The organism is Streptomyces sp. NPDC056835, assembly GCF_042789485.1.
In the GTDB taxonomy this organism is placed as follows: domain Bacteria; phylum Actinomycetota; class Actinomycetes; order Streptomycetales; family Streptomycetaceae; genus Streptomyces.
This window is the reverse complement of the sequence record NZ_JBHUBB010000004.1, coordinates 179,183-201,951: the sequence shown is the minus strand read 5'-3', so window position 1 is coordinate 201,951 and position 22,769 is coordinate 179,183. Positions and strand designations below refer to the sequence as shown.

Annotated in this window: 16 protein-coding genes and 2 pseudogenes; 9 read left to right on the top strand and 9 right to left on the bottom strand. The window is 69.1% G+C overall.

Annotation, left to right across the window (positions count from 1 at the left end; translation table 11 throughout):
* Positions 1-24: 24 nt before the first annotated feature.
* Entirely contained in the window at positions 25-480 is a 456-nt protein-coding gene (locus ACFRMN_RS06560; RefSeq protein WP_383014220.1) for a hypothetical protein, read from the top strand.
* 82 nt (positions 481-562) lie between these two features.
* Here ACFRMN_RS06560 and ACFRMN_RS06555 read toward each other — a convergent pair whose 3' ends face one another.
* From ACFRMN_RS06555 to ACFRMN_RS06530, 6 genes are read right to left on the bottom strand one after another with little or no spacing between them, the layout of a single operon-like run.
* On the bottom strand, positions 563-3,685 hold the full coding sequence (locus ACFRMN_RS06555) for a ThuA domain-containing protein (RefSeq protein WP_383014217.1): 3,123 nt from the start codon (positions 3,683-3,685) through the stop codon (positions 563-565).
* A gap of 45 nt (positions 3,686-3,730) precedes the next feature.
* Positions 3,731-4,597, bottom strand: coding sequence for a sugar phosphate isomerase/epimerase family protein (locus ACFRMN_RS06550; RefSeq protein WP_383014214.1), 867 nt, complete (start codon positions 4,595-4,597; stop codon positions 3,731-3,733).
* Positions 4,594-5,835: an ABC transporter substrate-binding protein gene (locus ACFRMN_RS06545; RefSeq protein WP_383014211.1), complete on the bottom strand. Its 1,242-nt coding sequence runs from the start codon at positions 5,833-5,835 to the stop codon at positions 4,594-4,596. Before ACFRMN_RS06545 ends, ACFRMN_RS06550 begins: the two co-directional genes overlap by 4 nt.
* On the bottom strand, positions 5,832-6,839 hold the full coding sequence (locus ACFRMN_RS06540; protein ID WP_383014208.1) for an ABC transporter permease: 1,008 nt from the start codon (positions 6,837-6,839) through the stop codon (positions 5,832-5,834). The genes ACFRMN_RS06545 and ACFRMN_RS06540 overlap by 4 nt, the downstream gene beginning before the upstream one ends.
* The gene (locus ACFRMN_RS06535) at positions 6,836-7,852 is read right to left on the bottom strand and encodes an ABC transporter permease (protein WP_383014205.1); all 1,017 of its coding nucleotides are present in this window, start codon (positions 7,850-7,852) and stop codon (positions 6,836-6,838) included. Before ACFRMN_RS06535 ends, ACFRMN_RS06540 begins: the two co-directional genes overlap by 4 nt.
* Complete coding sequence (locus ACFRMN_RS06530; protein ID WP_383014201.1) at positions 7,849-9,339, bottom strand: sugar ABC transporter ATP-binding protein; 1,491 nt, start codon at positions 9,337-9,339, stop codon at positions 7,849-7,851. The genes ACFRMN_RS06535 and ACFRMN_RS06530 overlap by 4 nt, the downstream gene beginning before the upstream one ends.
* Before the next feature lie 165 nt (positions 9,340-9,504).
* Between ACFRMN_RS06530 and ACFRMN_RS06525 the strand changes: the two genes are divergently transcribed.
* Positions 9,505-10,704 carry an ROK family protein gene (locus ACFRMN_RS06525; RefSeq protein ID WP_383014198.1) on the top strand — a complete coding sequence of 400 codons (1,200 nt, stop codon included), beginning with the start codon at positions 9,505-9,507 and terminating at the stop codon, positions 10,702-10,704.
* A gap of 156 nt (positions 10,705-10,860) precedes the next feature.
* On the opposite strand, the gene ACFRMN_RS06520 is transcribed toward ACFRMN_RS06525, so the two are convergent.
* Both ACFRMN_RS06520 and ACFRMN_RS06515 read right to left on the bottom strand, forming a co-directional pair.
* Positions 10,861-13,881 (bottom strand): family 16 glycoside hydrolase, encoded by a 3,021-nt coding sequence (locus ACFRMN_RS06520; protein ID WP_383014195.1) that lies wholly within the window; start codon positions 13,879-13,881, stop codon positions 10,861-10,863.
* 338 nt (positions 13,882-14,219) lie between these two features.
* Positions 14,220-14,980 (bottom strand): annotated as a pseudogene (locus tag ACFRMN_RS06515) (SDR family NAD(P)-dependent oxidoreductase).
* Positions 14,981-15,083: 103 nt separating this feature from the next.
* On the opposite strand from ACFRMN_RS06515, the gene ACFRMN_RS06510 reads away from it, so the two are divergent.
* From ACFRMN_RS06510 to ACFRMN_RS06480, 7 genes and pseudogenes are all read left to right on the top strand, one after another.
* Positions 15,084-15,593, top strand: a complete 510-nt coding sequence (locus ACFRMN_RS06510) for a MarR family winged helix-turn-helix transcriptional regulator (protein ID WP_383014192.1) — start codon at positions 15,084-15,086, stop codon at positions 15,591-15,593.
* Positions 15,594-15,708: 115 nt separating this feature from the next.
* Positions 15,709-16,470, top strand: a complete 762-nt coding sequence (locus tag ACFRMN_RS06505) for a response regulator transcription factor (protein WP_383014545.1) — start codon at positions 15,709-15,711, stop codon at positions 16,468-16,470.
* Between the two features lie 234 nt (positions 16,471-16,704).
* Complete coding sequence (locus tag ACFRMN_RS06500) at positions 16,705-17,946, top strand: cytochrome P450 (protein ID WP_383014189.1); 1,242 nt, start codon at positions 16,705-16,707, stop codon at positions 17,944-17,946.
* A gap of 110 nt (positions 17,947-18,056) precedes the next feature.
* Positions 18,057-18,254, top strand: coding sequence for a ferredoxin (locus ACFRMN_RS06495; protein ID WP_383014186.1), 198 nt, complete (start codon positions 18,057-18,059; stop codon positions 18,252-18,254).
* A pseudogene (locus ACFRMN_RS06490) lies at positions 18,251-18,412 on the top strand (FAD-dependent oxidoreductase); the annotation flags it as partial. The gene ACFRMN_RS06495 and the pseudogene ACFRMN_RS06490, both read left to right, overlap by 4 nt.
* 85 nt (positions 18,413-18,497) lie before the next feature.
* Positions 18,498-20,333: a flavin-containing monooxygenase gene (locus ACFRMN_RS06485; protein ID WP_383014183.1), complete on the top strand. Its 1,836-nt coding sequence runs from the start codon at positions 18,498-18,500 to the stop codon at positions 20,331-20,333.
* Positions 20,334-20,382: 49 nt separating this feature from the next.
* Complete coding sequence (locus tag ACFRMN_RS06480) at positions 20,383-22,104, top strand: hypothetical protein (protein WP_383014180.1); 1,722 nt, start codon at positions 20,383-20,385, stop codon at positions 22,102-22,104.
* A gap of 248 nt (positions 22,105-22,352) precedes the next feature.
* On the opposite strand, the gene ACFRMN_RS06475 is transcribed toward ACFRMN_RS06480, so the two are convergent.
* Positions 22,353-22,643 carry a heavy-metal-associated domain-containing protein gene (locus ACFRMN_RS06475; RefSeq protein ID WP_383014178.1) on the bottom strand — a complete coding sequence of 97 codons (291 nt, stop codon included), beginning with the start codon at positions 22,641-22,643 and terminating at the stop codon, positions 22,353-22,355.
* Between the last annotated feature and the right edge of the window lie 126 nt (positions 22,644-22,769).

Here is a 22,769-nt window from a genome sequence, read left to right as displayed (position 1 = left end):
TACCCAAGTGCGGATGTGAGAATGGTGACCACGCCCACTGCGACGGGGAAGCGCACGGGGACCACGAAGGCGTCGCGCGCCACCGCCAAGGCGAAGCGGGCCGCTGGGTCGGCCGGCGGGCCGGCCCCCGCGTCACAGCGGAGCCGCGGGGGCGGAGCGAGCCCCAAGACCGTGAAGAAGGCGACGACCACGAAGGGCGCCAAGAGCTCGAAGAGCGACGGCCGGCACACCTTCACCGTCACTGTCCCCTCCTTCAACCGGGTCACCGACGACGCGGTCAAAGCGGCGATGGTCCCCGTAGCGGTGGCCCGCGAGGTGCTGCCGGCCAAGGGCGGGCTGCCGCTCTACCTGGGTCTGGGCGCCATGGGCGTGGTGGGCGTCCTCGAATGGCCCGTCGCGGTCGGCATCGGCGTCGGATACGCCGTCCTCCGCGGCAAGAAGGGCCCGCTCAGCCCGTCCGCCTCCGCGCACTCGAACTGACCGCCCCCACAAGCGCGGGAAGCGCGCCGCGCGCCCGGTGGACTCACCGGGCGCGCGGGGATCGCCGTACCACTGCCCGGGGTTACGGGCTGATGAACTCCACCGCGTCCACGTCGAACGCGTTGTTCTGCGGGGAGGTGAAGACCAGATACAGCCTGTGGGTGCCGGTAAGCGCCTCGACCGGGACGGCCGGGGTGGACCGGTAGGTGTCCCAGCCACCGGTGTTGGGGACGGGGGTGGTGGCGAGGAGCTTCCCGTCGGGAGCGTCCGCCCGGAGTTCGATCGCGCCGACGCCGTACGGGGACGACAGCGCGTAGCTGACGCCGCTGATCCCTTCGACGCTCATCGGGTCGAAGGCGATCCAGTCGCCGTCGCTGATGTCCCCGACGCGCTTGCCGTTCTCGGCGCCGGCCTGGGAGACCACGCGGGTGCCGGACTGCGCGTCGTGGTACTCGGCCTGCTTGTGCTTCGGCTGGAGGACGGCGCGGCCGTAGCCGGTGAGCGCGGAGGTTCCCGGGGCCCCCTTGTCGGTGTACTTGGCGTTGAGTACGTAGGTGAGGTCCGCGCCTTCGGGGTGGCCGCCCAGGTCACCGGTGTCCACGGTGCCCTCGCAGCCCGGGATGTCGGTGGTCGGGTGCTCGTGGTCGTCATGGCCGAGGGCCGGGTTGACGGTGACCTTGGAGCAGTCGACCGGCCCGTCCTCCGGATCGGTGACCGTGACCTTGTAGGGGATCTTGTCGCCGAACGTGATGAGTTTGCCGCTGACCGGGAAGTCGATGGTCACCTTCGGCGCGGTGTTGCCCGCGGTGATGGGGATGTTGGCATAGCCCGACTTACCGGTGGAGTCGGTGACCTTGAGCTGGGCGGTGAAGTCCCCCGCGGTGGTGTACGTGTGGGTGGGGGACGCCTCGGTGGAGTCGTATGTGCCGTTTCCGTCGAAGTCCCACGCGTAGGTCAGCGCGTCGCCGTCCGGGTCCGTACTGCCCTCGCTGGAGAAGGCGACGTCGAGCGGCAGGGGCCCGTTCGTGACAGAGGCCGACGCCTTGGCGACCGGGATGCGCTGTCCCTGGGCGTAGTCGATGCGGTACAGGCCAGAGTCGTTGTTGCCGCCGCCGAAGGAGCTGCCCCATTCGAGGACGTACAGCGAGCCGTCGGGGCCGAAGGTCATGTCCATCGGCTTGTTGAACTTCGCCGAGGACAGGAAGTCGTTGATCTTGAGGAGCTTCGCGTCCTTGTCGAACCGGATCTCCTTGACGTAGTTGCGCGCCCACTCGTAGAAGAAGCCGGCTCCGTCGAAGTAGGCGGGGAACTTCGTCGTGGAGGGGTTCTCGCTGTCGTAGCGGTAGACCGGGCCGCTCATCGGGGCGGAGCCGCCCTCACCCACCTCTGGGAACTCCTCGGAGGCGCCGTAGCCGTACCAGATCTCCGGCTGTGTCAGGTCCGGCAGTTCGGTCAGCCCGGTGTTGTTGGGCGAGGGGTTCGCCGGGTTCGCGCAGTCGAACTTGGCGCCGACTTCCTTGGTGTCCGGGTTGTACGGGGCGTACGCCTGGTTGTTGCCGTGGCAGAACGGCCAGCCGAAGTTGCCCGGCTTCTTGATGACGTTGTACTCGACCAGGCCCTCCGGCCCTCGCTCGGTGGTGGGGGCCCCGCGGTCCGGGCCGTAGTCGGACACATGGACATAGCCGGTCTTCTGGTCGACGGTGAAGCGGAACGGGTTGCGGAAGCCCATCGCGTAGATCTCGGGGCGGGTCTTCTTGGTGCCGGGCTTGAAGAGATTGCCCTTGGGGATGGTGTAGCCGCCGCTCTTGGTGGGCTTGATGCGCAGGATCTTGCCGCGCAGGTCGTTGGTGTTGCCCGCGGTACGCGCGGCGTCGAGCATCTCCTTGCCCGGACGCCAGTCGATCGGCGCGTACCCCTGCCAGTCGGGGTCGAGGTTGGGCGGTACGTCGTCGCCGACACCGAGATAGAGCGAGCCGTCCGGGCCGAACTCCACGGCGCCGCCGGTGTGTCCGGGCTCGGGGAAGGTGCGGTCCCGGTAGGCGGGAACATCGAGGAGCTTCTTCTCGCTGGCCGGGTCGAGTGTGTTGCCCTTGATGGTGAAGCGGGAGAGACGGTTGATGTCGTTCGTGGCTCCGGCGGGGGAGTGGTACAGGTAGATCCAGCCGTTCTTGCCGAAGTCCGGATCGAGTTCCATGCCGATCAGACCGTCCTCGCCGCCGGTGTAGACGTCGAGCTTGCCCGCCGTGACGGTGGAGTGGGCCGTGGGGTCGAAGATCTTCACCTCGCCGTTGCGCTGGACGTAGAAGACACGGCCGTCCTTGGCGACGTCGAGCTCCATCGGGTCGGCGGTGTTGTCGTCGAGGGTGACCTTCTCGTAGCCGCTCCAGACGGTGCCGCCGCAGTCGCCCGCCTCGGTGCCCGCCGCCCACTTCAGTCCGCCGATGACATGGTCACGGAAGGCCGCTTCGCTGTAGGCCGGGGTGTCGTGCCCCATCGCGGTGGCCCAGACCTTGCCGCCCTGAGTGCCGCGACACCAGGAGATGGGGTGGTCCGCGCCCATCGCGGAGCCGCCCGGGTCGTACGTCGTCTCGTCCGCGGTGACCAGGACGTGCACGTCGCCGCGGGGGTTGCGGTCGAAGTTGTACCACTCCTCCGGGCGCTCCCAGCGCTCGGGCAGGCCCTTGGTGGAGGGGTGGACGCGGTCGGCGACCTTGGCGGTTCCCTGGAGCACACCGGGTGAGTGGGCCGGCATATGGACGCCGCCGTTGATGGTCTCGTCCCACCACGGGAACTGTTCCTCGACGCCCATGTCGAGCGTGTTGTGAATGGCGACGACGCCCTTGCCGCTCTGTACGTACTTCTCCATCGCGGCGCGCTGCGCGTCGGTGTCCCACACCATGCCGGAGTTCTGCAGCATGACGACGGCGTCGAAGTCCTTCAGCCTCTCGTCGTCGAAGACGGCCGGGTCGGCACTCTGGACGATCTCGAAGTTGTTCTCGGCCGCCTCCTCCTCGAACATCTTGATGCCGGCGGGGATGGAGCCGTGGACGTACCCCACGGCGCGGGTGAAGAGCAGGGCACGGAAGGCGGGTTCCTCGTTGGTCGCGGCGGTGTCGGCGGTGGCGGGAATCGCGGCCAACCCGAGCAGTAACGTGCTCGCCGCGGCGACGACCGCCCTTCTTATACCGCGAGTATGACGGCTCATAACCGGTCCTCTCTGGGGGAGTTCGGTGTGCGGGTGCGGTACCGATCAAGGGGTGCTGAGCGCCTGGCGGAGGAAGGCGAGGCCGTCGGTGGCGATCCCGTCCTGAGTGGGGGCGAGGGGGCGCCACACGGACGCGGCGACGGCGATCGCGTCGTTGTGCGCGGTGAACGACTCGATGCACAGGGCGCCCCGGTAGCCGCTCCTGTCCAGCGCGGTGAGAAACCCGGCCCAGTCGAGATGGTCGGCACCGGGCGTACCGCGGTCGTTGGCACACACCTGGACGTGGACGATACGGGAGCCGGCCTCGTGGACGGCGCCGGGCAGTGTGCGCTCCTCGATGTTCTGGTGGTACGTGTCGAGGGCGATCCCGATGACCGAGGTGTCGAGACCGTCCAGGGCGGTGAGGGTCTGGCCGACGGTGTTGAGCAGACCGGTCTCGTACCGGTTGAGCGGTTCGACCCCGATCCGTACCCCCGCGGCGTGCGCGTGGTCGGTCACGGGCGCGATGTTCTCCCTGAACTCCGCGTAGGCGGCGCAACGTTCGGCGGGGGACATACGCCAGGTACGGCCGACGGCCGTATACACCGGGCCCGCCACGACGGGGGCCGCCACCGCGCGGGCCGCGTCGACGCAGCGCAGCAGATAGTCCTGGGTGGCCCGTACGGTGCCCGGTTCGGTCCGTACGAGATTCCGGTCGGGCGGCATGACGGCGATCACGGCCGCCGGGGCGAGCCCGGTGGTGTCCAGCAGCTTGGCGGTGGCCGCCGGCTCCCAGTCCCCCGCCCCTTCAAGCGGCAGCTCGACGCAGTCGAAACCCCAGCCGGCCAGCCTCGGAAGGACCTCCGCCAGGGCGCCGTCCCCGACGGGGGAGTGCCAGATCCACGGGTTGGCGCCGAGCGGGAACCGCGTCATCCCTTGCCTCCCCAGTCCTCGGGGAACCCGGGCAGATCGGCGCAGCCGCACATCGCGTAGTGCAGCGGGGGCATGCCCGGCTTGAGGTACGCGTCGAGGTTGTCCTCCGTGATGGAGGGCTGCGGGAGCTTCCACTCCTTGGGGACCCGCTGCCCCTGAAGGATCCTCAGCGCGGCGATGACCGGGGTACGCCACTGGAAGGTCGGGTACGTCGGGGCGATCGCGGTGAGCTTCTTCTCCTTCCACGCCTGGAGGAAGTCCTGCTGGTCCTCACCGGTGATGGGCGGTACGTCCTGACCGGCGTCCTCGAACGCCTCCACCGCGGCGACGGCCGTCGCGCCGGAGTCCATCCACACGCCGTCGATGGAGCCGTGCCGGGTCAGCGCGTCGGTGACGACGGCCTTGGTCTTGGCCGGGTCGCCATCGGTGAACTTCACGTCCACGACGTCGAGTTCGCTCTTGTCGAAGGCGACCTTCGCGGCCGACCAGCGGGTCTCAAGCACATCCACACCGGGCGAGATGCGCAGGGCGAGGATCTTGCCCTTGGGCTTGACCTTCCCGACGAGGAAGTCGGCGGCGACCGCCCCGTATCCGTATCCCCCGACCGGATTGATGAACGTGACCGCGCAGTCCGTCTCCACGCCGCGGTCGAAGACGATGACCGGCACCTTGGCGCAGGCCTGCTCGACGGCGGGCGTGAGCGTGGCGGTAGTGTTCGGGGAGACGATCAGGGCGTCGCAGCCCTTGCCGGTCAGCTCCTGGATGTCGGAGATCTGTTTGTCGTCCTTGCCCTGTGCGTCGAGGACGGTGAACTCGGTTATCTCCTTGTGCAGTCCGACCTCCGCCGTCATGTTCTTCAGGCCGACCTGGCGCCAGGGGTTGAAGACTCCGGCGTTGGAGAAGCAGAGGTGGATATCGCCCGCCGGCTGCTTCTTGTATCGCGCGGTGTCGATGAGTTCGGGGCTGAGCATCTGTTCCCACGGCTTGCCCGCCGGGCCCTGCGGCTGTTCCTTCGCGAGGGACAACTGACGCTCGTAATCGGCCTGTTCGAAGAACTCCGACTGCTTTCCGCTGCCGGAGTCGTCCGCCGAGGCGGAGGCGCCGCCGGGGGCGGCCGGTGAGTCCGGTGGCGTGTCGCTCGTACAGGAGGCGAGGAGACCTGTCACGAGCAGGGCGGCGGCCGAGGCGAGGGCGCGGTCGCGGAGCGCACTTCTGCGCAGGGGGCGGATCGCTGTCATAAGGCTTGTCCTCCCGAGGGGTTCGTACGCCGGCGTCGCAGCCGGGACCAGTCGGCGGCTCCCAGGCCGACGGCGGCGATGACGATGCATCCTTGAACGGTGGACTCCAGCGCGCCGGAGACGCCCTGGAGGTTGAGCAGGGTGAACAGCGCCTGGAGCGAGAAGGCGCCGGCCATGGCGGCGACGACGGAGCCACGCCCGCCGCCGAGCACCACACCGCCGAGGACCACGGCCGTGATGGCCTCGAACTCATAGCCCCTGCCCGCCTGGGCGGAGACCCCCGAGAAGCCGCCGACCAGGACGGCGGCGATGGCCGCGGCGGCCCCGGAGAGGACGAAGGCGATGATCCGGGCGCGGGCGATGCGTACCCCGGCGAGGGCCGCGGCGCGTTCGCTGTCGCCGGTGGCGACGAGCGTACGGCCGAAGTCCGCGCGCATCAGCAGCACGGCGGCGGCGCCGACGACGAGGCAGACGATCACCGCCCAGGGCAGCCAGCCGAACGCGGCGCCGCGCCCGAGCTGACGGAAGGCGGCGGGCAGGGCACCCTGGGGGGAGCCGCCGGTCCAGAAGAACACCGCGCCTTCGAGGATCAGCATCATGCCGAGGGTGGTGATGAACGACGGCACACGCAGGGCCGTGGTGATCAGCCCGCTGACGAGCCCGGCCACCCCGCCGGCGATGAGCAGCAAGGCGGTCACGAGCGGCCAGGAGGCGCCGGGGAACGAGCCGTACAGCTCGGCGGCGACCACGACACCCGCGGTGACGATCGCCCCCACGGAGAGGTCGAACTCGCCGCAGACGATGACCAGATACTGGCCGGCGGCGAGGATCACGAGAGGCGCGGCGCGTTTGACGAAGGAGAGGAAGCGGTCGGGTTCGTAGAAGCCCGGATCGGTGAGGGCCAGCGCGGCGAGCAGCACGGCGAGGAGCACATAGACGGGGGTACCGGTGCCCAGTGCCCGTAGGACGCGCTTGCCGTGGTGGGTGACGGTTGCCGTGGTCATGCGGTCGGCCTTCCCTTCGCGGCACGGCGGGGCCTGGCGTAGACGGCGACGGCCGCGATGATGACGACACCGCGGACCACGTTCTTGAAGAACGGGTCGACGGCCAGCTGGTTGAAGACACTGTCGAGAACGGCGAGCACGAGAACGCCGCCGAGGGTCCCCGCCACCCCGCCGCGCCCGCCGGCCAGCGCGGTGCCGCCGAGGACCACCGCGGCGATCGACTCCAGGTCGTAGCGGGCCTCCGTACCCGCCCAGGGCGCTCCCGCGCCGAGCCGCGCCGCGAGGAACAGCGCCGCCGCGCCGACGCACAGGGAGCAGATGACGTGCGCGACGACGACGGTACGGCGGGTGCGGACGCCCGAGAGCCTGGCGGCGTGCTCGTCGCCCCCGGTCGCGTACATGTGATGGCCCAGGCGGGTACGGCGGGTGAGGAACCACACCGCGGCGGCCACCGCCGCGAGCAGGAACACCGAGACGGGGACGGGACCGACGCGGTCGTAGCCGAGGTGCTGGAAGGAGGCCGGTACCTTGCCCGCGGGGCCGGTGTAGTTGTCCTCGATCCAGCCGCGCAGGATGAACGCCGTGCCCAGTGTCGCGATGAACGCGTTGACCTTCAGGCCCGTGACGATGAGTCCGTTGGCGAGCCCGACCGCGGCCGACAGCGCGAGGACGGCGATCACGGCCGTCACCACGCCGCCGCTCGCCATGGTCTCGGCGGCGACGAGTGTGCCGAGGCTGATGAGATAGGCCACCGACAGATCCAGTGAGCCGGTGAGGATGACAACGGACTGGCCGACGGCGACGAGGCCGAGCGCGACGCTGTTCTGGAGGATCGCGACCACGTTGGTGGTGGTGAGGAAATCCCCGCCGCGGGCGGCGACGACGATCCAGCCGAGGAGGGTGACGGCCAGTGCCGCGAGCCAGACACCGACGACGGGATCGCCGAGCCGGATCCCGCGCGGCCGGACACCGGCCCGGGGCGCGGCGAGCGGTCCGCGTTCGGTCGCGGTCACGCGGCCTCCTCCCGTCCGGCCCGACGCCCGCCGGTGGCGAGCCGCATGATGCTCTCCTCCTCCGCGCCGGCGGGCAGTTCGCCCACGAGACGGCCCTCGGACATCACGAGGAGCCGGTCGCTCATGCCGATCAGCTCGGGGAGTTCCGAGGAGATGATCAGTACGGCGAGTCCTTCGCGGGCGAGTTCACGTACGAGCGTGTGGATGGCGGCCTTGGCGCCGACATCGACGCCACGGGTCGGCTCGTCGAACAGGAGCACCTGGGGCCTGGCCGCGAGCCACTTGGCGATGACGACCTTCTGCTGGTTGCCGCCCGAGAGATACAGCGCCTGCTGGTCCTCACCACGCGCCTGGAGACGCACGCGTTCCAGGAGGGCCGTGATCTCCCTGCCCGTCGGTGGCCCGCCGCGCGGGGCGGCGGCCCGGGTGACGAGCAGCGCGTTGTCACGCACCGACTGGTGCAGCGCGAGACCTTCCGCCTTGCGGTCCTCGGTGACCAGCGCGATGCCGGCGCGGATGGCCTGGCGCGGGCGGCGGGGGCGCAGCGCTCTGCCGCCGACGGTCATGTCGCCCGTGGTGAAGGGGTCCGCGCCGAACAGGGCGCGGGCCAGTGACGTACGTCCCGATCCCTGGAGGCCGGCGATGCCGACGACCTCTCCCGCGTGCAATGTCAGGTTCATGTCATGAATACGCTCATTGCCACCGCCGGTGACCGTGAGCCGCTCCGCCCCGATCTCCTCCGGACGGGCCCGCGGCGGGTAATAGGCGGTCAGCTCCCGCCCGACCATGGCCCGTACCACCTCGTCGGCGTTGGTCTCGGCGGTGCGCAGTGTGGTGACACGGCGGCCGTCCTTCAGGACGGTGATGCGTCGCGAGAGGTCGAAGACCTCCGGCAGGCGGTGTGAGATATAGAGAATCCCGAGGCCGCGCGCGGCGAGCCTGCGCACGAGCGCCGCCAGGAGTTCGCTCTCATGGTCCGCGAGGGGCGCGGTGGGTTCGTCCATGACGAGAACACGGACGTCGGAGGCGAGCGCCTTGGCGATCTCGACGGTCTGCTGACGCGCCACGGACAGTTCCCGGACGAGAGTGCGCGGGGTGATGCCGGTTTCGTCGATCTCGGCGAGGAGTTCACCCGTACGGCGTTCCATGGCCGTGCGATCCACGAGTCCGCGGCGGACCGGTTCACGGCCGAGGAAGACGTTCTCGGCGACGGTGCGGTGGGGAAGGAGCGCGAACTCCTGGTGGATGATGCCGATTCCGGCGGCCTGCGCCCGCGCGGGGTGGGTGAAGGTGTGCGCGGTGCCGTCGATCGTGATGGTGCCGGCGTCGGGGATGTGCTCCCCGGCGAGGATTTTCATCAGGGTGGACTTGCCGGCGCCGTTCTCGCCCACCAGGGCATGGACTTCGCCCCGTTCGAGGTCGAGCTCCACGTCATGGAGCACACGCACCCCCAGGAAGCTCTTGGACACGCCTTGCATCGTCAGCATCAGCCGGCTCCTCGGTCAGCGGTCTGTTGTGCAGAGTCGTGACTCACCTTTGACCTGTCAAGAGCCCAAGAGGCTTTGTTTATTGGCGAGTTGACCCGAACTTGTGTCGATGTGCGAACAGAGAATGCCTTGTGAGCAGCGAAAGTCCTGCCTAGGGTGACTGTCATGCCTGCGCCGTCGGATCACAGCGGTTCCGCCACCCACACGCCCGGCGAGGTGCTGGCGCTGATCAGTTCCGGAGCGGTGGCGACGCGCGCGGACATCGCGCGGATCACCGGACTGGCCCGCTCCACGGTCTCCCAGCGGGTGGACGCGCTGATCGCGCACGGACTGGTCGACGAATCGGCCCCCGCCCCCGGCGACTCGACCGGGGGCCGTCCGCCGCGCCGGCTCCAACTGCGCACCGCCGGACACCTGGTGGCCGGTGTGGACCTCGGCGCCTCGCACTGCGCGGTGGCTCTGACGGACATCGGTGGAGCGATGCTGGCCACGCACAAGGAACCACTGTCGATCGCCGACGGTCCGGAGTCGGTACTGCGCAGGGTGGAGCGGGCGCTCCAGGCGCTGCTGAAGGAGACGGAACGGGATCCGCGGACGCTGCGTTCGATCGGGGTCGGGGTGCCGGGACCTGTCGAATTCTCGACCGGTCGCCCCATCGATCCGCCGATCATGCCGGGCTGGCACCAGTATCCGATCCCGGAGTTCTTCGCCTCGCGCTTCGGGGTGCGGGCGCTGGTCGACAATGATGTGAATGTGATGGCGCTGGCCGAGCAGCGCCGCGCGTTTCCGGACACCCGCTATCTCCTCTACATCAAGGTCGGTACGGGCATCGGCTGCGGCATCGTGGCCGACGGCCGGCTCCACCGCGGCGCTCAGGGCAGCGCCGGCGACATCGGACACATCCGGGTCGGGGACCAGGGGGAGTCGTGCCGGTGCGGCAACACCGGCTGTCTGGAGTCGGTGGCGGGCGGGGCGGCGCTCGCGGCGAAACTGGCCGGTCTCGGTCTGGACGCGGCGTCGGGCAGCGATGTGGTGCGGCTGGTGGCCTCCGGCAACCGGGACGCCGTACGCATGGTGCGCGAGGCGGGCCGGTCGGTCGGCGAGGTCCTGGCGGGACTGGTCAACTTCTTCAATCCGGACACGGTCGTGCTGGGCGGCGCCCTGGCCGCCGTACACGACCAACTCCTCGCCGGGGTGAGGGAAGCGGTGTACCGGCGCTCGCATCCGCTGGCGACGCGTGTGCTGCGGATCGAGCCGAGCCGTACGGGCGAGAACGCCGCGGTCATCGGGGCGGGGATCCTCGCGACCGAGCACGCCATGTCGCCCGCTCAGGTGGACCGGCGACTGGCGCGGGCGATGGCCTGACCGGCTGGGGTACGGCGATCCGGAACCGACGTTTTCCCCGGTCGTCTCCGGCCGGGGAAAACATCGGAGTCCCGCGGGAGCGGTACGTGGAGTACGGCCGCGTGGCGGTCGGTCAAGCGGTCGGTCCAACGGTCGGTCCCGCGGTCAGGCCGGCGGTCAGCCCAGCGGCTCGATCCACAGGTTTCTGAACCGGACCTTATTGCCGTGGTCCTGGAGCCGGATCGCGCCCGTTGCCGCCGATTCCGCGTCGCCGCTGCCGGTGGGGCCGTCCACGGCGACGTTGTCGTGGACCTTGGTGCCGTTCCACACCACAGTGATCCTGGCGTCCTCGGTCTTCTTCCCCGCGGTGTCGAAACGCGCCGCGCGGAAGACGATGTCGTACGTCTGCCATGTCTCGGGTGCGGTGGCGGCGTTCACGTTCGCGGCCACCTTGTTGTAGATCGCGCCGGCCTCGTTCGCGGCCAGTTTCTCCACACCGAACGAGTCCAGGATCTGGATCTCGTACCGCTCCTGGAGGTAGATACCACTGTTGCCGCGATCCTGCCCGGTGACGTCGGGCGGCAGGTTCGGCACCCGGAACTCGGCGTGCAGCCTGAAGTCGCCGAAGGACTGCTTGGTACGGATGTCGCCACAGCACACTTCGACGGAGTTCTCGGCGGTACGTGGCCATTCGACGCTACGGCCGTCGGTGTGCTGCCAGGCGGTGGAGATGCTGCCGCCGGAGAACAGATCGACGCGGGCGCCGGGTCTGCGCACCTCGATCATGTCCAGGTTGACATGGCCGGTGTCCTCGGGCCGGTAGGTGTAGGTGAGGGTGTTACGGCCCTTGTTCAGGGCGAACCGCTCGGTCCGGGAGGACCAGCGGTTCCAGGCGCCGGTGGCGGGCAGACTGATCTGCCGTGCCTGCCCGCCGTTGACGCTCGCGCCGATCGTCTTGGTGCCGGCGAAGGGATTGGGACCGTTGGCGTAGCGCAGGCTCACGTCGTACGTGCCCTTCGCGGGGACCTCGACCTCGACCGTGGCGGTGGCGCCCGGGGTGCCGAAGCCGTCGACGAAGCCGCCGCCCGTGTAGCCGGCGTGCTCGGTGTCGATGTCCGCGCCGCCGGAAAGGCGCCCGGACTCGGCGTCGTACGACGTGACGGGCGCCTCGGGGCCGGGCAGCGCGTTCAGGGTGTACCAGGCCTCCGTGGACCACAGTTGCTCGCCGTCGGCCGAGGCGAACGGGCGCGGTGAGCGTATGTGCACCACCCGGTCGGTCTTGAGCCCGGGGATGGTGAGCCGGACCGTGCGGCGGTCCTCGGAGATCCGGGCGGATGCGACGGACAGGCGCTCCTCGTCCACCTTGGGGCCGCCGTACGCCGGTGTGGGGACGTAGCGCCACTGCTCCACGGCGTAGCCGGTCGCCAGCTTGGCGGCGGTTTCCTCCGACAGCGGTTTGGTGTAGGTGAGTTCGAAGCCGTCGCGGGTGGCGCGCATGGTCTTGGTGTCGAAGGCGTTCGTGCCGTTCGGGGTGAGTTTCTGGAGGCCGAAGCGGAGTTTGCCTTCCTGGCCCCAGTTCCCGTCGGCGCCGAGACCGCCCGCGTAGATCGCGCCGTCCGGTCCCGTGCTGATCCGGGTGATGCCCGCCTCCAGGCCCTGCGTATGGCGGAACACCGCGCCCTGGTACTCGCCGTCCACCTTCTCCAGATCGGCGCGCTGGATTCCGCCGTAGGTGACATCACCGAAGAGCAGCTGACCGGCGAAGGTCCCCTCCTTGACCAGCATCGGGGTGCTGGGGGAGTTCGCTATCTCGTTCTGCGGCAGCCAGAGCACCGGCTTGGTGACCGCGCGGTCGTCGAACGGGCCGTCGGGGTTGGTGTAGTGGTTGAAGAACCGGTCCTGCTTCACCTGGACGAGCTTCGAAGCGGGCAGCCAGCCGCCCTGGTTGTCGGTGACGAAGAGGTCGCCCTCCGGGCCCCACCCGATCCCGTTCGGGGTGCGAAGACCGCCGGCCACGTAACTGACCTTTCCAGACTCCTTGTTGACCTTGATGGTGGTGCCGCGGTTCGCGGCCGGCTGCGGATCGGTCGTCGCACCGCCGTAGTTGATGGCGACCGAGAGATTCAGATAGAAGTCCCCGTCCTTGTAGAGCAGGCCGAAGGCGAATTCATGGAAGTTGCCTCCGTACGGCCAGGACGCGACCTTGCGGGTCGTATCGGTGACATCGTCACCATTGGTGTCGGACAACTCGGTCAGCTGGTGTTTCTCCGACACATACAGCTTTCCGTCGACGTACTTGATGCCCATCGGCTCTTTCAGCCCGTCGGCGATCTTCTTGTACGTGACCTTCTCCGGTCCGGTGTCACCCGTGACATGGTCGAGGATGTACGCCTCTCCCACGGTGTTGTCGCTGCCGCCCCAGGTGGTCACGGCGAGCCGGCCGTCCGGGAGCCAGTCCATGGCGGAAACCTGCGGCTCGAAGCCCTCGGGACGCAGGTCGGTGAGGGTGTAGCCGGGATGGACGGACGTCAGCGGGAGGCCGTCGCCTGGGGTGTCGTAGCTGCCCTCGCACTCCTTGCGGCCGGGGGCGGTGACACGGACCACGCCGGCGTCGGTGCTGAGCACGGAGTTCGGGACGAGGCTGAAGTCGGTGGCGCCCGGCGGCTTCCACTGGAGGGTCACCTGCTGCTCGCCGCCGCGGTCGAAGTGGTCGACGCGGAGCGCGTGATAGCCCGCGGTGAGGGTGATCTCACCGTCCTTGGGTTCGGCGCCGTGCAGTCCGTCGTGATCGATGACCCGCTGGTCGCCGATGAGAAGGCGGGAGCCGTCATCGCTGATCAGACGGAAGGCGTAGGTGCCGTCGGCGGGGATGTCGATATTCCCGATGATCTGCGACATGAAGTTGTCCGTGAAGCCGAAGCCCTCGGTGGAGGACCAGTCGACCGTGGGAATCAGCTTGTCGACGTTGGGGGTCTGGGCCGGTTTCAGGTCGCAGAGTTTACTGAGCGGGGACTGGATGTCGAAGACACGGAGGGTGACGCCGGGTTCCTGGGGCGGGAGTTCCGCGGGAGCTCTGGCCTCCGCGCCGACCGCGGGCGCCACAAGTCCTCCGGTGATGAGGGCGGCGAGGAGAAACCCGGTGAGGGTCCGTGGTCTGCGTCGACCGGTGCGGGGGCTCTGGTACTTGTGTGGCTGCACTCGTCCTCCTGCTGGGGGCTGCGAGCGGCCGGGGGCCGGGGCGGCCCCGCGTCCGCGGAGTGGAGTTCGTACACGTACCGGCGGTGCGGCGGCGGAGTGGTTACGCCGCGCTTCACGCGGACTTCCGCGCGAGAACGACGCCCAGGGTAGGGACGGCGCCCCACACCGTCCATACTTTGTCCTCAACAAGGAAAAACTGGCTGATAGTTGAGGCGGGGGCGCGATCGTTGTCGGCCCCGGCGGGGGGTCTGGATGGCGCCGAGGCCGACCGAGGCGAGGACCGCGGTGCACAGGGGCCGGCCTCCGGCTCTGTCCCACTCTCTCTGGCTCTTCCGGCTTCAGACAGCTGACCAGCCGTTGTCGACGGGCAGGACGGTCCCGTTGATGTTGCCGGCGGCGTCCGACGCGAGGAAGAGGATGGCGGCGGCCTGCTCCGCGGCCTCGGCCACCCTGCCGGAGAGAGCGACATAGGGACCGATCACGCTCGGGCCGTGGGCCGTCGCCTCGGCGTCGACCCGGATGTTGGTCGCCGTCGCGCCCGGGGCGATGGCGTTGGCGCGGATCCCGTTGTTCCGGTACATCACGGCGAGGGACTTCGTCAGGCCGGCGATACCGTGCTTGGCGGCGGTGTACGCGGCGCCGGCCGCGCTGCCGCGCAGGCCGGCCTCGGACCCCGTGAAGACGATCGCCCCGCGGCCCCGGTCCAGCATGTGCGGCAGCGCGGCGCGGGTCAGCATGAAGGGCGCCGTCAGATTGACCCTGATGACGCGCTCCCATTCGGCGTCCTCGGTGTCCGCGAGGGCCGACATCCGGTCCATGATGCCCGCGTTGTTCACCAGGACATCCAGGCCGCCGTACGCACCCGTGGCCGTGGCGACTATCTCGTCCACCACCCGCTGCTCGCTGAGATCGCCGACGACCGCGCGGGCGACGCCGCCCGCTGTCCCGCCTCGACGGTCCGGTGGGCGGTCTCCCGGTTGAGATCCGCGACCAGTACGTTCGCGCCCTCCGCGGCGAAACGCAGCGCCGCGGCCCTGCCGATCCCTGATCCCGCTCCGGTGACAACGACACTGCGTCCCTCAAATCCGGTGCTGTTCATGGGTACTTGGCACTCCTTACGCCGTATGCGGCTGTGTCGTGCGGTCCGGCGTTGACGGACAGCAGATTGCTTGAGTCAGGCAAGTAGATGGTAAAGTGTAGGGATGCCTCAGTCACCGCCAGCAGTTGCCCCGGCCTCGGCCGATGTGATCGAGATCGAGCGGGCGTTGAGCCGCGTCGCCTATCTGTCGAGCAGGGTCCGGCCGCACGACCGCCTCATGGCCCAGGCCGGAATATCGCTGGACCGCGCCGCCGTGGCGCTGCTGCGGCAGATCGCCGATACCGAACCCCTGCGGCCCAGCGAGCTGGCGAACCGGCTGGCCGTGGAGGCGTCCCATGTCACCCGGCAGGTGCAGCAGTTGGAGAAGTCGGGGTACGTGACCCGCGTCCCGGACCCGGAAGACGGTCGTGCGCAGCGTATCCAGCTCACCCCGGACGGACAGCGGGCGATCGACCGCATCCGCGAGGCGAGCCGCCACGGGATGCGGGCGGCCCTGGCGGACTGGTCGCCGCAGGACCTTCAGCAGCTCGCCGCCCTGTTCCATCGGATGGTCGACGACTTCCTCGGCTACGCCGAGACCGATGCCGGTATCCCCGCCGAGCGCCCCGCCTGAGGCCACGGCCCTGGACGCCCGGGGCCCCGGCGTTGCCGTTCGGACGTGAAGCGTGAGCCTTACGCGAGGTGGTCCTTCCATGTACGGGGTGTACGGGGTGTGCGGGGTGAACAAGATGCACGGGGTCAGCGAGACGCGCGGTGTGGACGACACGCGGCGCGTGAACGAGACGCGCGGGGGCGTCGGAGAGAAACCGTCGGCGGTTCGTGGCGACGGGCAGCACGTCCTGGTCATTGTCGGTGATCAAGAAACCTCCGACCTGCTCACCACCACTCTGGAACTGGCTGGTTATCGCGTCACCATGGCGCGCACCGGCGCCGAGGGACTGGCACGGATCGAAGGGCACCGATTCGATCTGGTGGTCCTGGACGTGACGCTGCCCGATCTGATCCGTCTCGCCCGTGCGCACCCCATGGCCGACCGACCGCCGGTGCTCTTTCTGACCGTGTGCGAATACCTGGACAGCCTCCTTCCCGAACTGGGGCCGGGCCGGGAGGACTACGTCACCATGCCCTTTCGGATCACGGAAGTCCTCGCCAGGGCACGGGTGTTACTGCGCGGCCACGGGCGCGGTCGCGATCCTGAACGGCGGGGGCCGTGCTACGGCGACCTCGTCCTGAACGACGCCACCTGCCAGGCGTGGCGCGGGCCGCGGGCGCTCGATCTCACGCCCGCGGAGTACCGGCTGCTGCGTCATCTGCTGGTCAACGCCGATCAGGTGCTCTCGAAAGAACAGATCTGCCGTCACGTCTGGGGCGACGGCCGTGCCGACAACGCCATCGAGAAGCTTGTCTCCCGCCTCCGGCACAAGGTTGACCAGGGGGAGCCACAACTGATCCATACCCGCAGGGGTTTCGGCTACCTGCTCGGCCGCTGACCGACGGGCCGCTGACCGACCGGCCGCCGACCGGGCCCGTCGCTGACCGGGCCCAGTCGCTGACTGACCGGCCCGGTCCCGCGAGGGACCTGAGTGTGTGATCGTCCTCACGTCAGCTCGCTGTCAGGTAATTGACCGGAAGGAGTCAGTGCACTCCGGTTGCATGTGGTCATCGAGACGTCCCGCCACCCTTCCCCGTTCTCCGCCCCGGCGGAGCCCCCACCGAGGAGTGACATGGCCGACACACTGACCGATACCGCGGACGACGCGACGCGGCCGATGCCGGAGTTCCCGATGCCCAGGGCGGCCGGCTGCCCGTTCGCTCCGCCCCCCGGTCTTGAGCGGCTTCGCGACGAGACGCCGATCACGAAGGTCAGGATCTGGGACGGCAGCACGCCCTGGCTCATCACCGGACATGCCCACCAGCGGGCCATCCTCACCGATCCCCGCCTCAGCAACGACGAGAAGTTCGGCGCCTTCCCGCATGTGAGCGCGTACCGCGCGGACATCGCGAAGGTCACCCCGAAGCTCATCACCAACACGGACGCCCCCGAGCACACCCGGCTGCGCCGGATGGTCAACGGGCCCCTCCTCCTCAAGCGGGCCGAGGCCCTGCGCCCCGCCATTCAGAAGATCGTCGACGATCTGATCGATGACATCCTGGCCGGACCGAAGCCCGCCGACCTGCTCACGGCACTGGCGCTGCCCGTGCCCTCGCTGGTGATCAGCGAACTGCTCGGAGTCCGGTACGAGGACCACGAGTTCTTCCAGCACAACAGCAACATCGCCCTCGACCGGGACGCGCCCCCGGAAGAGGCCCGCGCGGCGAGCGGCGCGCTTTCCGGCTATCTGGACGCGCTGCTCACCGAGAAGCTGGCCGCCCCCGGCGAGGACGCGATGTCCGAGATGGCCGCCCGGGTCACCGCCGGTGAGATGACGCGGAGCGAAGCGGTCCACATGGGCGTCGCGATGCTCATCGCGGGACACGAGACGACGGCGACCATGATCAGCCTCGGCACTCTCGCCCTGCTGGAGAACCCCGGGCAACTGGCCGTGTTGCGGGACACCGAGGACCCGAAGGTTGTCGCGGGCGCGGTCGAGGAACTGCTGCGCTATCTCTCCATCGTCCACTCCGGCCTGCGCAGGGTCGCCCGCGAGGACATCGAGATCGGTGGCCAGGTCATCCGCGCGGGGGAAGGGGTCGTGGTGGAGATCTCCGCCGCCAACTGGGACTCCGCGGCCTTCCCCGAGGCCGAGCGGCTGGACCTCACCCGCAATGCCCGCCTGCACAACGCGTTCGGCTTCGGCCCCCACCAGTGTCTGGGACAGTCGCTCGCGCGGGTGGAACTCCAGGTCGTCTACAGCACGCTCTACCGGCGTATTCCCACGCTGCGCCTGGCCACCGCGTTCGACCGGATCGAGTTCGAGGAGAGCGGGACCACCTACGGCGTGCGCTCACTGCCCGTCACCTGGTGAGCCACGCGGCACCCACCGATACGAGCGGACGCGCCGACGACGAGCCAATGCGCCGACGACGCGACGCGACGACGCGACGACGCGACGAAGTGACGAACGAGGAATCAACCATGCGTGTGGAAGTAGACGAACCGAAGTGTGTTTCGGCGGGCCTGTGTGTCATGAGCGCCCCCGAGGTGTTCGACCAGAGGGACGACGACGGTGTGGTGATCCTGCTGGAGAGCGCCCCCGACGCCGACACCCACGAGGGGGTGCGCGAGGCAGCGGGCCTCTGTCCGGCGGCGGCGATCCGGCTGCTGGAGACGTGAGGACCGTCCTGGTCGTCGGAGCCTCGACGGCCGGTCTCGCCGCCGCCGAGGCGCTGCGCCGGGAGGGTTACGACGGCACGATCACCCTCGTCGGCGACGAGCCGCCGGCCCCTTACGACCGGCCGCCGCTGTCCAAGCAGATCCCGTCCGCCCAATACAGCCGCACAGCAGCTACGGCCGCACAACGGAACAGCCGCCCACACCAAGCACGGCCGTTGTTCGAGAAGCCCTGAGAGGACACGAATGACCACCCCCCATACGTCATCCGCCGCCCCCCAACTGGACCCGGAGGCACTTGGATTCGACCCGGACGCCCTGCGCGACCGTTACCGTGCCGAGCGCGACCGCCGGATCCGCCCCGACGGCAGCAAGCAGTACCACAGCACCACAGGGGAGTTCGGCTACTACGTGGACGATCCGTACGCGGAGCCCGCGCCCCAGCGGGAGCCCCTTGACGACCGGGTCGAGGTCGCGATCATCGGTGGCGGGTTCGGCGGCCTGGTCGCCGGCGCCCGGCTGCGCCAGGCGGGCGTGCGGGACATCCGGGTCATCGAGAAGGCCGGGGACTTCGGCGGAACCTGGTACTGGAACCGGTATCCGGGGATCCACTGCGACATCGAGTCGTATATCTACATGCCGCTGCTCGAAGAGGTCGGCTACGTACCGAAGTGGAAGTACGCGCCGGGCGAGGAGATCAGACAGCACGCGCGGGCGATCGGGCGGCAGTTCGAGCTGTACCGCGATGTCTGCTTCCAGACCGAGGTGACCGAACTCCGCTGGGACGAGGCCGAGTTCGAGTGGACCATCCGTACCGACCGCGGCGACCGCATGAGGGCGCGCTACGTGGTGGTCTCCAGCGGTCCCTTCAGCCGGCCGAAGCTCCCCGGCATTCCAGGCATCGAGACCTTCCAGGGACACACGTTCCACACGAGCCGCTGGGACTACGCGTACACCGGCGGTGACGCGGACGGCGATCTGCACAAGCTCGCCGACAAACGGGTCGCCGTCATCGGCACCGGCGCGACCGCCATCCAGTGTGTGCCGCACCTGGGGCGCGACGCCAAGCACCTCTACGTGTTCCAGCGCACGCCGTCCTCGGTCGACGTACGTGACAACCGCCCCACGGACGCCGCGTGGGCCGGGACGCTGACCCCCGGCTGGCAGCGGCGCCGCCAGGACAACTTCCTCGCGCAGGTGGCCGGTGGCGGCGCGGACGAGGACCTGGTGTCCGACGGCTGGACCACCAGCGCCCGGCTGCTCCAGAGCCTCCTGCCGAGCGCGAGCGGCGACACCTCCCTGTCCGACACCCTGCCACCCGAACAGCGCGGCCTCATGGCCGAGTTGGCCGACTTCAAGAAGATGAACGAGATACGCGCCAGGGTGGCCGCCGAAATCGAGGACCGGGCGACGGCGGAGGCGCTCAAGCCCTGGTACCGCTACATGTGCAAGCGCCCCACGTTCAGCGACACTTACCTCCCCACGTTCAACCGGCCCAATGTCACGCTGGTCGACACGGCCGGCCGCGGCGTGGAACGCATCACCGAGAAGGCTCTTGTGGTCGGCGGTGTCGAGTACGAGGTCGACTGCGTCATCTTCGCGACCGGTTTCGACATCGGCGGTCCGCCGGCCGAGCGGGCCGGACTCAACGTACACGGCCGGGACGGTGTCACATTGGCCGAGTCGTGGAAGCACGGTCCGAAGACGCTCCACGGTTTCTACAGCCACGGCTTCCCCAACTTCTTCCACCTCGGCGCTCTCCAGAACGCGGTGTCCGTGAACTTCGTCCATGTCCTCGACGAGCAGGCGACCCACATCGCCGAGATCGTCGCCGAGGCGGCCAAACGCCAGGCGCGGTACATCGAGCCGACCGCCGAGGCGCAGGCGGCCTGGGTCGCCACGATCCGGGACAGGGCGCAGAGCACGCACGCGTTCTTCGCCGACTGCACCCCGGGCTACTACAACAACGAGGGAAAGCCCAGTAAGCGGAGCGAGTCGTTCGGCGGCGGGCCGATCGAGTTCTACGAACTGATCAAACGCTGGCGCACGGACGGTGACATGAGCGAGGCGATCATTCAGTGACCGGCCGGTCCCGTGACAACACCGTCAACGGAGAAGGAGAGGGGGAGCGATGAGGCGGCCCAGCCGATTCGACGACACCGGCCACTGGCACACCACGAGCGAACGGTGGAACACGACAAGGCTGAACCCGCCGAACCGGCTGTGGGGTTCGAACGGCGTCACCTTCGGGCCCGACGGGCGGTTGTACGTGGCGCAGTTCATCGCCGGACAGATCAGCGCCGTGGATCCCGTCTCGGGAGACGTCGATGTGGTGGTGCCACTCGACAGCCCGGTCCAGGCGCCGGACGATCTCGCCTTCGGCGCGGACGGTTCCATGTACATCACCGATCTGACACCCGGCAGGGTGTGGCGCCGGGATCCCGCGGGCGAGTTCACCCTTGTCTCCGACGCGGTGAAGGTGCCCAACGGCATTACCTGCGTGGGAAATCGCCTCTTCGTCAACGAGATGCGCAGCAACGGCCGTCTGATGGAGATGTTCCCCGACGGTGGCGATCCGGTGGTGCTCACGGACGGGCTGGCCTGGGGCAACGCGATGCAGCTCGGCCCGGACGGGCTGCTCTACTACCCGCACATGATCGCCAACGAGGTCTGGCGGATCCCCCCGGACGGCGGTGTACCCGAGCTGGTCGCGAAGGATGTGGACGACCCGGTCGCGGTGCGGTTCGACCGCGGTGGTGTGCTGGTGGTGCTGTCACGGGGTGTGGCGGGGATCGTGACCCGTATCGATCTCCGTACCGGCGCGCGGTCGGTCGTCGTCTCCGGTGTCACGGGTCTGGACAACGCGGCGTTCGACGACGAGAACCGGATGTTCGTCTCCAGCTACGCGAGCGGTGGTGTCACGGAGATGCACACCGACGGCCGGATCCGGGAGATCGTGCCGCGCGGCCTCGACGGTCCCTTCGGTGTGACGGTCGATCTCGGCGGCACGGTGTACGCGGCCGACCACTACCGCCTGACGAGTCTGGAAGGCCCCAGCGAGGACGCCAACGGGAACGCGAACGAAAGCGCGAAAGGAAGCGCGAACAGAAACGGGAACGCGAACGGAAACGGAAACGGGAACGCGAACGCGAACGAGTCCGGCGGCATCCTCACCCACGGTCTGCTGCACTTCGTCCACGGCCTCACGGCGGACGGCGGGGTCCTGCACCTCACCTCGCAGCTCGGTGACGTCCGTACCTACGACCCCGTACGGAAGACCACGAGGGTACGGGCGAGCGGGCTGAGCGAGCCCACCGGCGTCGCGGTCGCGCAGGACGGCTCACTCGTGGTCGCCGAAACGGGCGGTGGCCGGATCCTGCGGATCGACGAGACCGACACCGTCACCGTGCTCGCCTCGGGACTCGTACACCCCGTGGACGTGGCCTTCGACGGAGAGCAGCGCTGTTACGTCAGCGACGACCTGCTCGGGGCGGTGCTCCGGCTCGACGACGGCGAAGCGGTCACCGTCGCGGAAGGACTCGGCGCGCCGCAGGGCCTGGTCGTCCGCGACGACGAACTGTTCACGGTGGAGACCGCGCACCGGCGGCTGCGGGCGATATCGCTTGTCACGGGGGAGAGCCGGATCGACGCCGAGAACCTCGCGGTCGGCCTGCCCCCCGGCACTACGCGCCCCACCCGCCCCGCCCACCACCCGGTGTCCGGAGTGCCGGGCCCGCCCAACCAGTTCGCCGGGCTGGCCCTCGGCCCGGACGGTTCCCTCTTCCTCTCGGCCGACGGCGAAGGGAGCGTACTGCGGCTCTCCCGTATCCCCTTTGAAGCGGATACCCCCTAGGCGTACCTTGGGTCTGTCGGGACACCGGCAGACCCGAGCTGCCACTGGGGAGACGGGCCGTGGAGCAACACTCCGCGCACCAGGCGCACCAAATGCACACCATGCCGGTGAACAAGTGGCTGATCGGCCGTGGCAAGGGCCACGCCGTCGTCCGCGCCTACCACTGAACTCGCCCGTAGCGCCCAGCCCGGCGGGGTCTATACCCCGGTAGGGTATAGACCCTTGGTGTAGAACCCCTGCGTGGAAGGTCAGGTGGCCCGGCCGGTGACCTCGTAACCGGCTTCGTCGACCACCTTCGCGATCTCGGCGTCGTCGGGCTCGCCGCCGGTGGTGACGCTGACGCGGCCGGCGGGGACGTCCACGTCGACGCTCAGGACGCCGTCCAAGTCGCCGATGGCCTTCGTGAGCGTGGACTTGCAGTGGCCGCAGGTCATTCCGGCGACCTCATAGACAGCCGTGCGGCTGTCGGTGGCGATGGTCGTCCCGCCCTGAGTCGTGCTGGTCGAGCAACTGCCGTCAGGCGTACAGCAGTCGGACATGGTTCCTCCCGGAGGGCAGATCGTTTCAATACCCTAGGGGGGTATCGGATGACCCGCTTATGTATACCCCTGCCTCGTATTCATGGCAAGCGGCGATCGCGGAGCTTGCCAATACCCCCTGGGGGT

Coding starts and splice junctions, on each gene's coding strand:
- ACFRMN_RS06525 (WP_383014198.1), top strand. CDS start 9,505: ATGCCTGCGCCGTCGGATCACAGCGGTTCCGCCACCCACACGCCCGGC.
- ACFRMN_RS06540 (WP_383014208.1), bottom strand. CDS start 6,839: ATGACCACGGCAACCGTCACCCACCACGGCAAGCGCGTCCTACGGGCA.
- ACFRMN_RS06485 (WP_383014183.1), top strand. CDS start 18,498: ATGACCACCCCCCATACGTCATCCGCCGCCCCCCAACTGGACCCGGAG.
- ACFRMN_RS06475 (WP_383014178.1), bottom strand. CDS start 22,643: ATGTCCGACTGCTGTACGCCTGACGGCAGTTGCTCGACCAGCACGACT.
- ACFRMN_RS06555 (WP_383014217.1), bottom strand. CDS start 3,685: ATGAGCCGTCATACTCGCGGTATAAGAAGGGCGGTCGTCGCCGCGGCG.
- ACFRMN_RS06500 (WP_383014189.1), top strand. CDS start 16,705: ATGGCCGACACACTGACCGATACCGCGGACGACGCGACGCGGCCGATG.
- ACFRMN_RS06545 (WP_383014211.1), bottom strand. CDS start 5,835: ATGACAGCGATCCGCCCCCTGCGCAGAAGTGCGCTCCGCGACCGCGCC.
- ACFRMN_RS06530 (WP_383014201.1), bottom strand. CDS start 9,339: ATGCTGACGATGCAAGGCGTGTCCAAGAGCTTCCTGGGGGTGCGTGTG.
- ACFRMN_RS06550 (WP_383014214.1), bottom strand. CDS start 4,597: ATGACGCGGTTCCCGCTCGGCGCCAACCCGTGGATCTGGCACTCCCCC.
- ACFRMN_RS06510 (WP_383014192.1), top strand. CDS start 15,084: ATGCCTCAGTCACCGCCAGCAGTTGCCCCGGCCTCGGCCGATGTGATC.
- ACFRMN_RS06480 (WP_383014180.1), top strand. CDS start 20,383: ATGAGGCGGCCCAGCCGATTCGACGACACCGGCCACTGGCACACCACG.
- ACFRMN_RS06495 (WP_383014186.1), top strand. CDS start 18,057: ATGCGTGTGGAAGTAGACGAACCGAAGTGTGTTTCGGCGGGCCTGTGT.
- ACFRMN_RS06505 (WP_383014545.1), top strand. CDS start 15,709: ATGCACGGGGTCAGCGAGACGCGCGGTGTGGACGACACGCGGCGCGTG.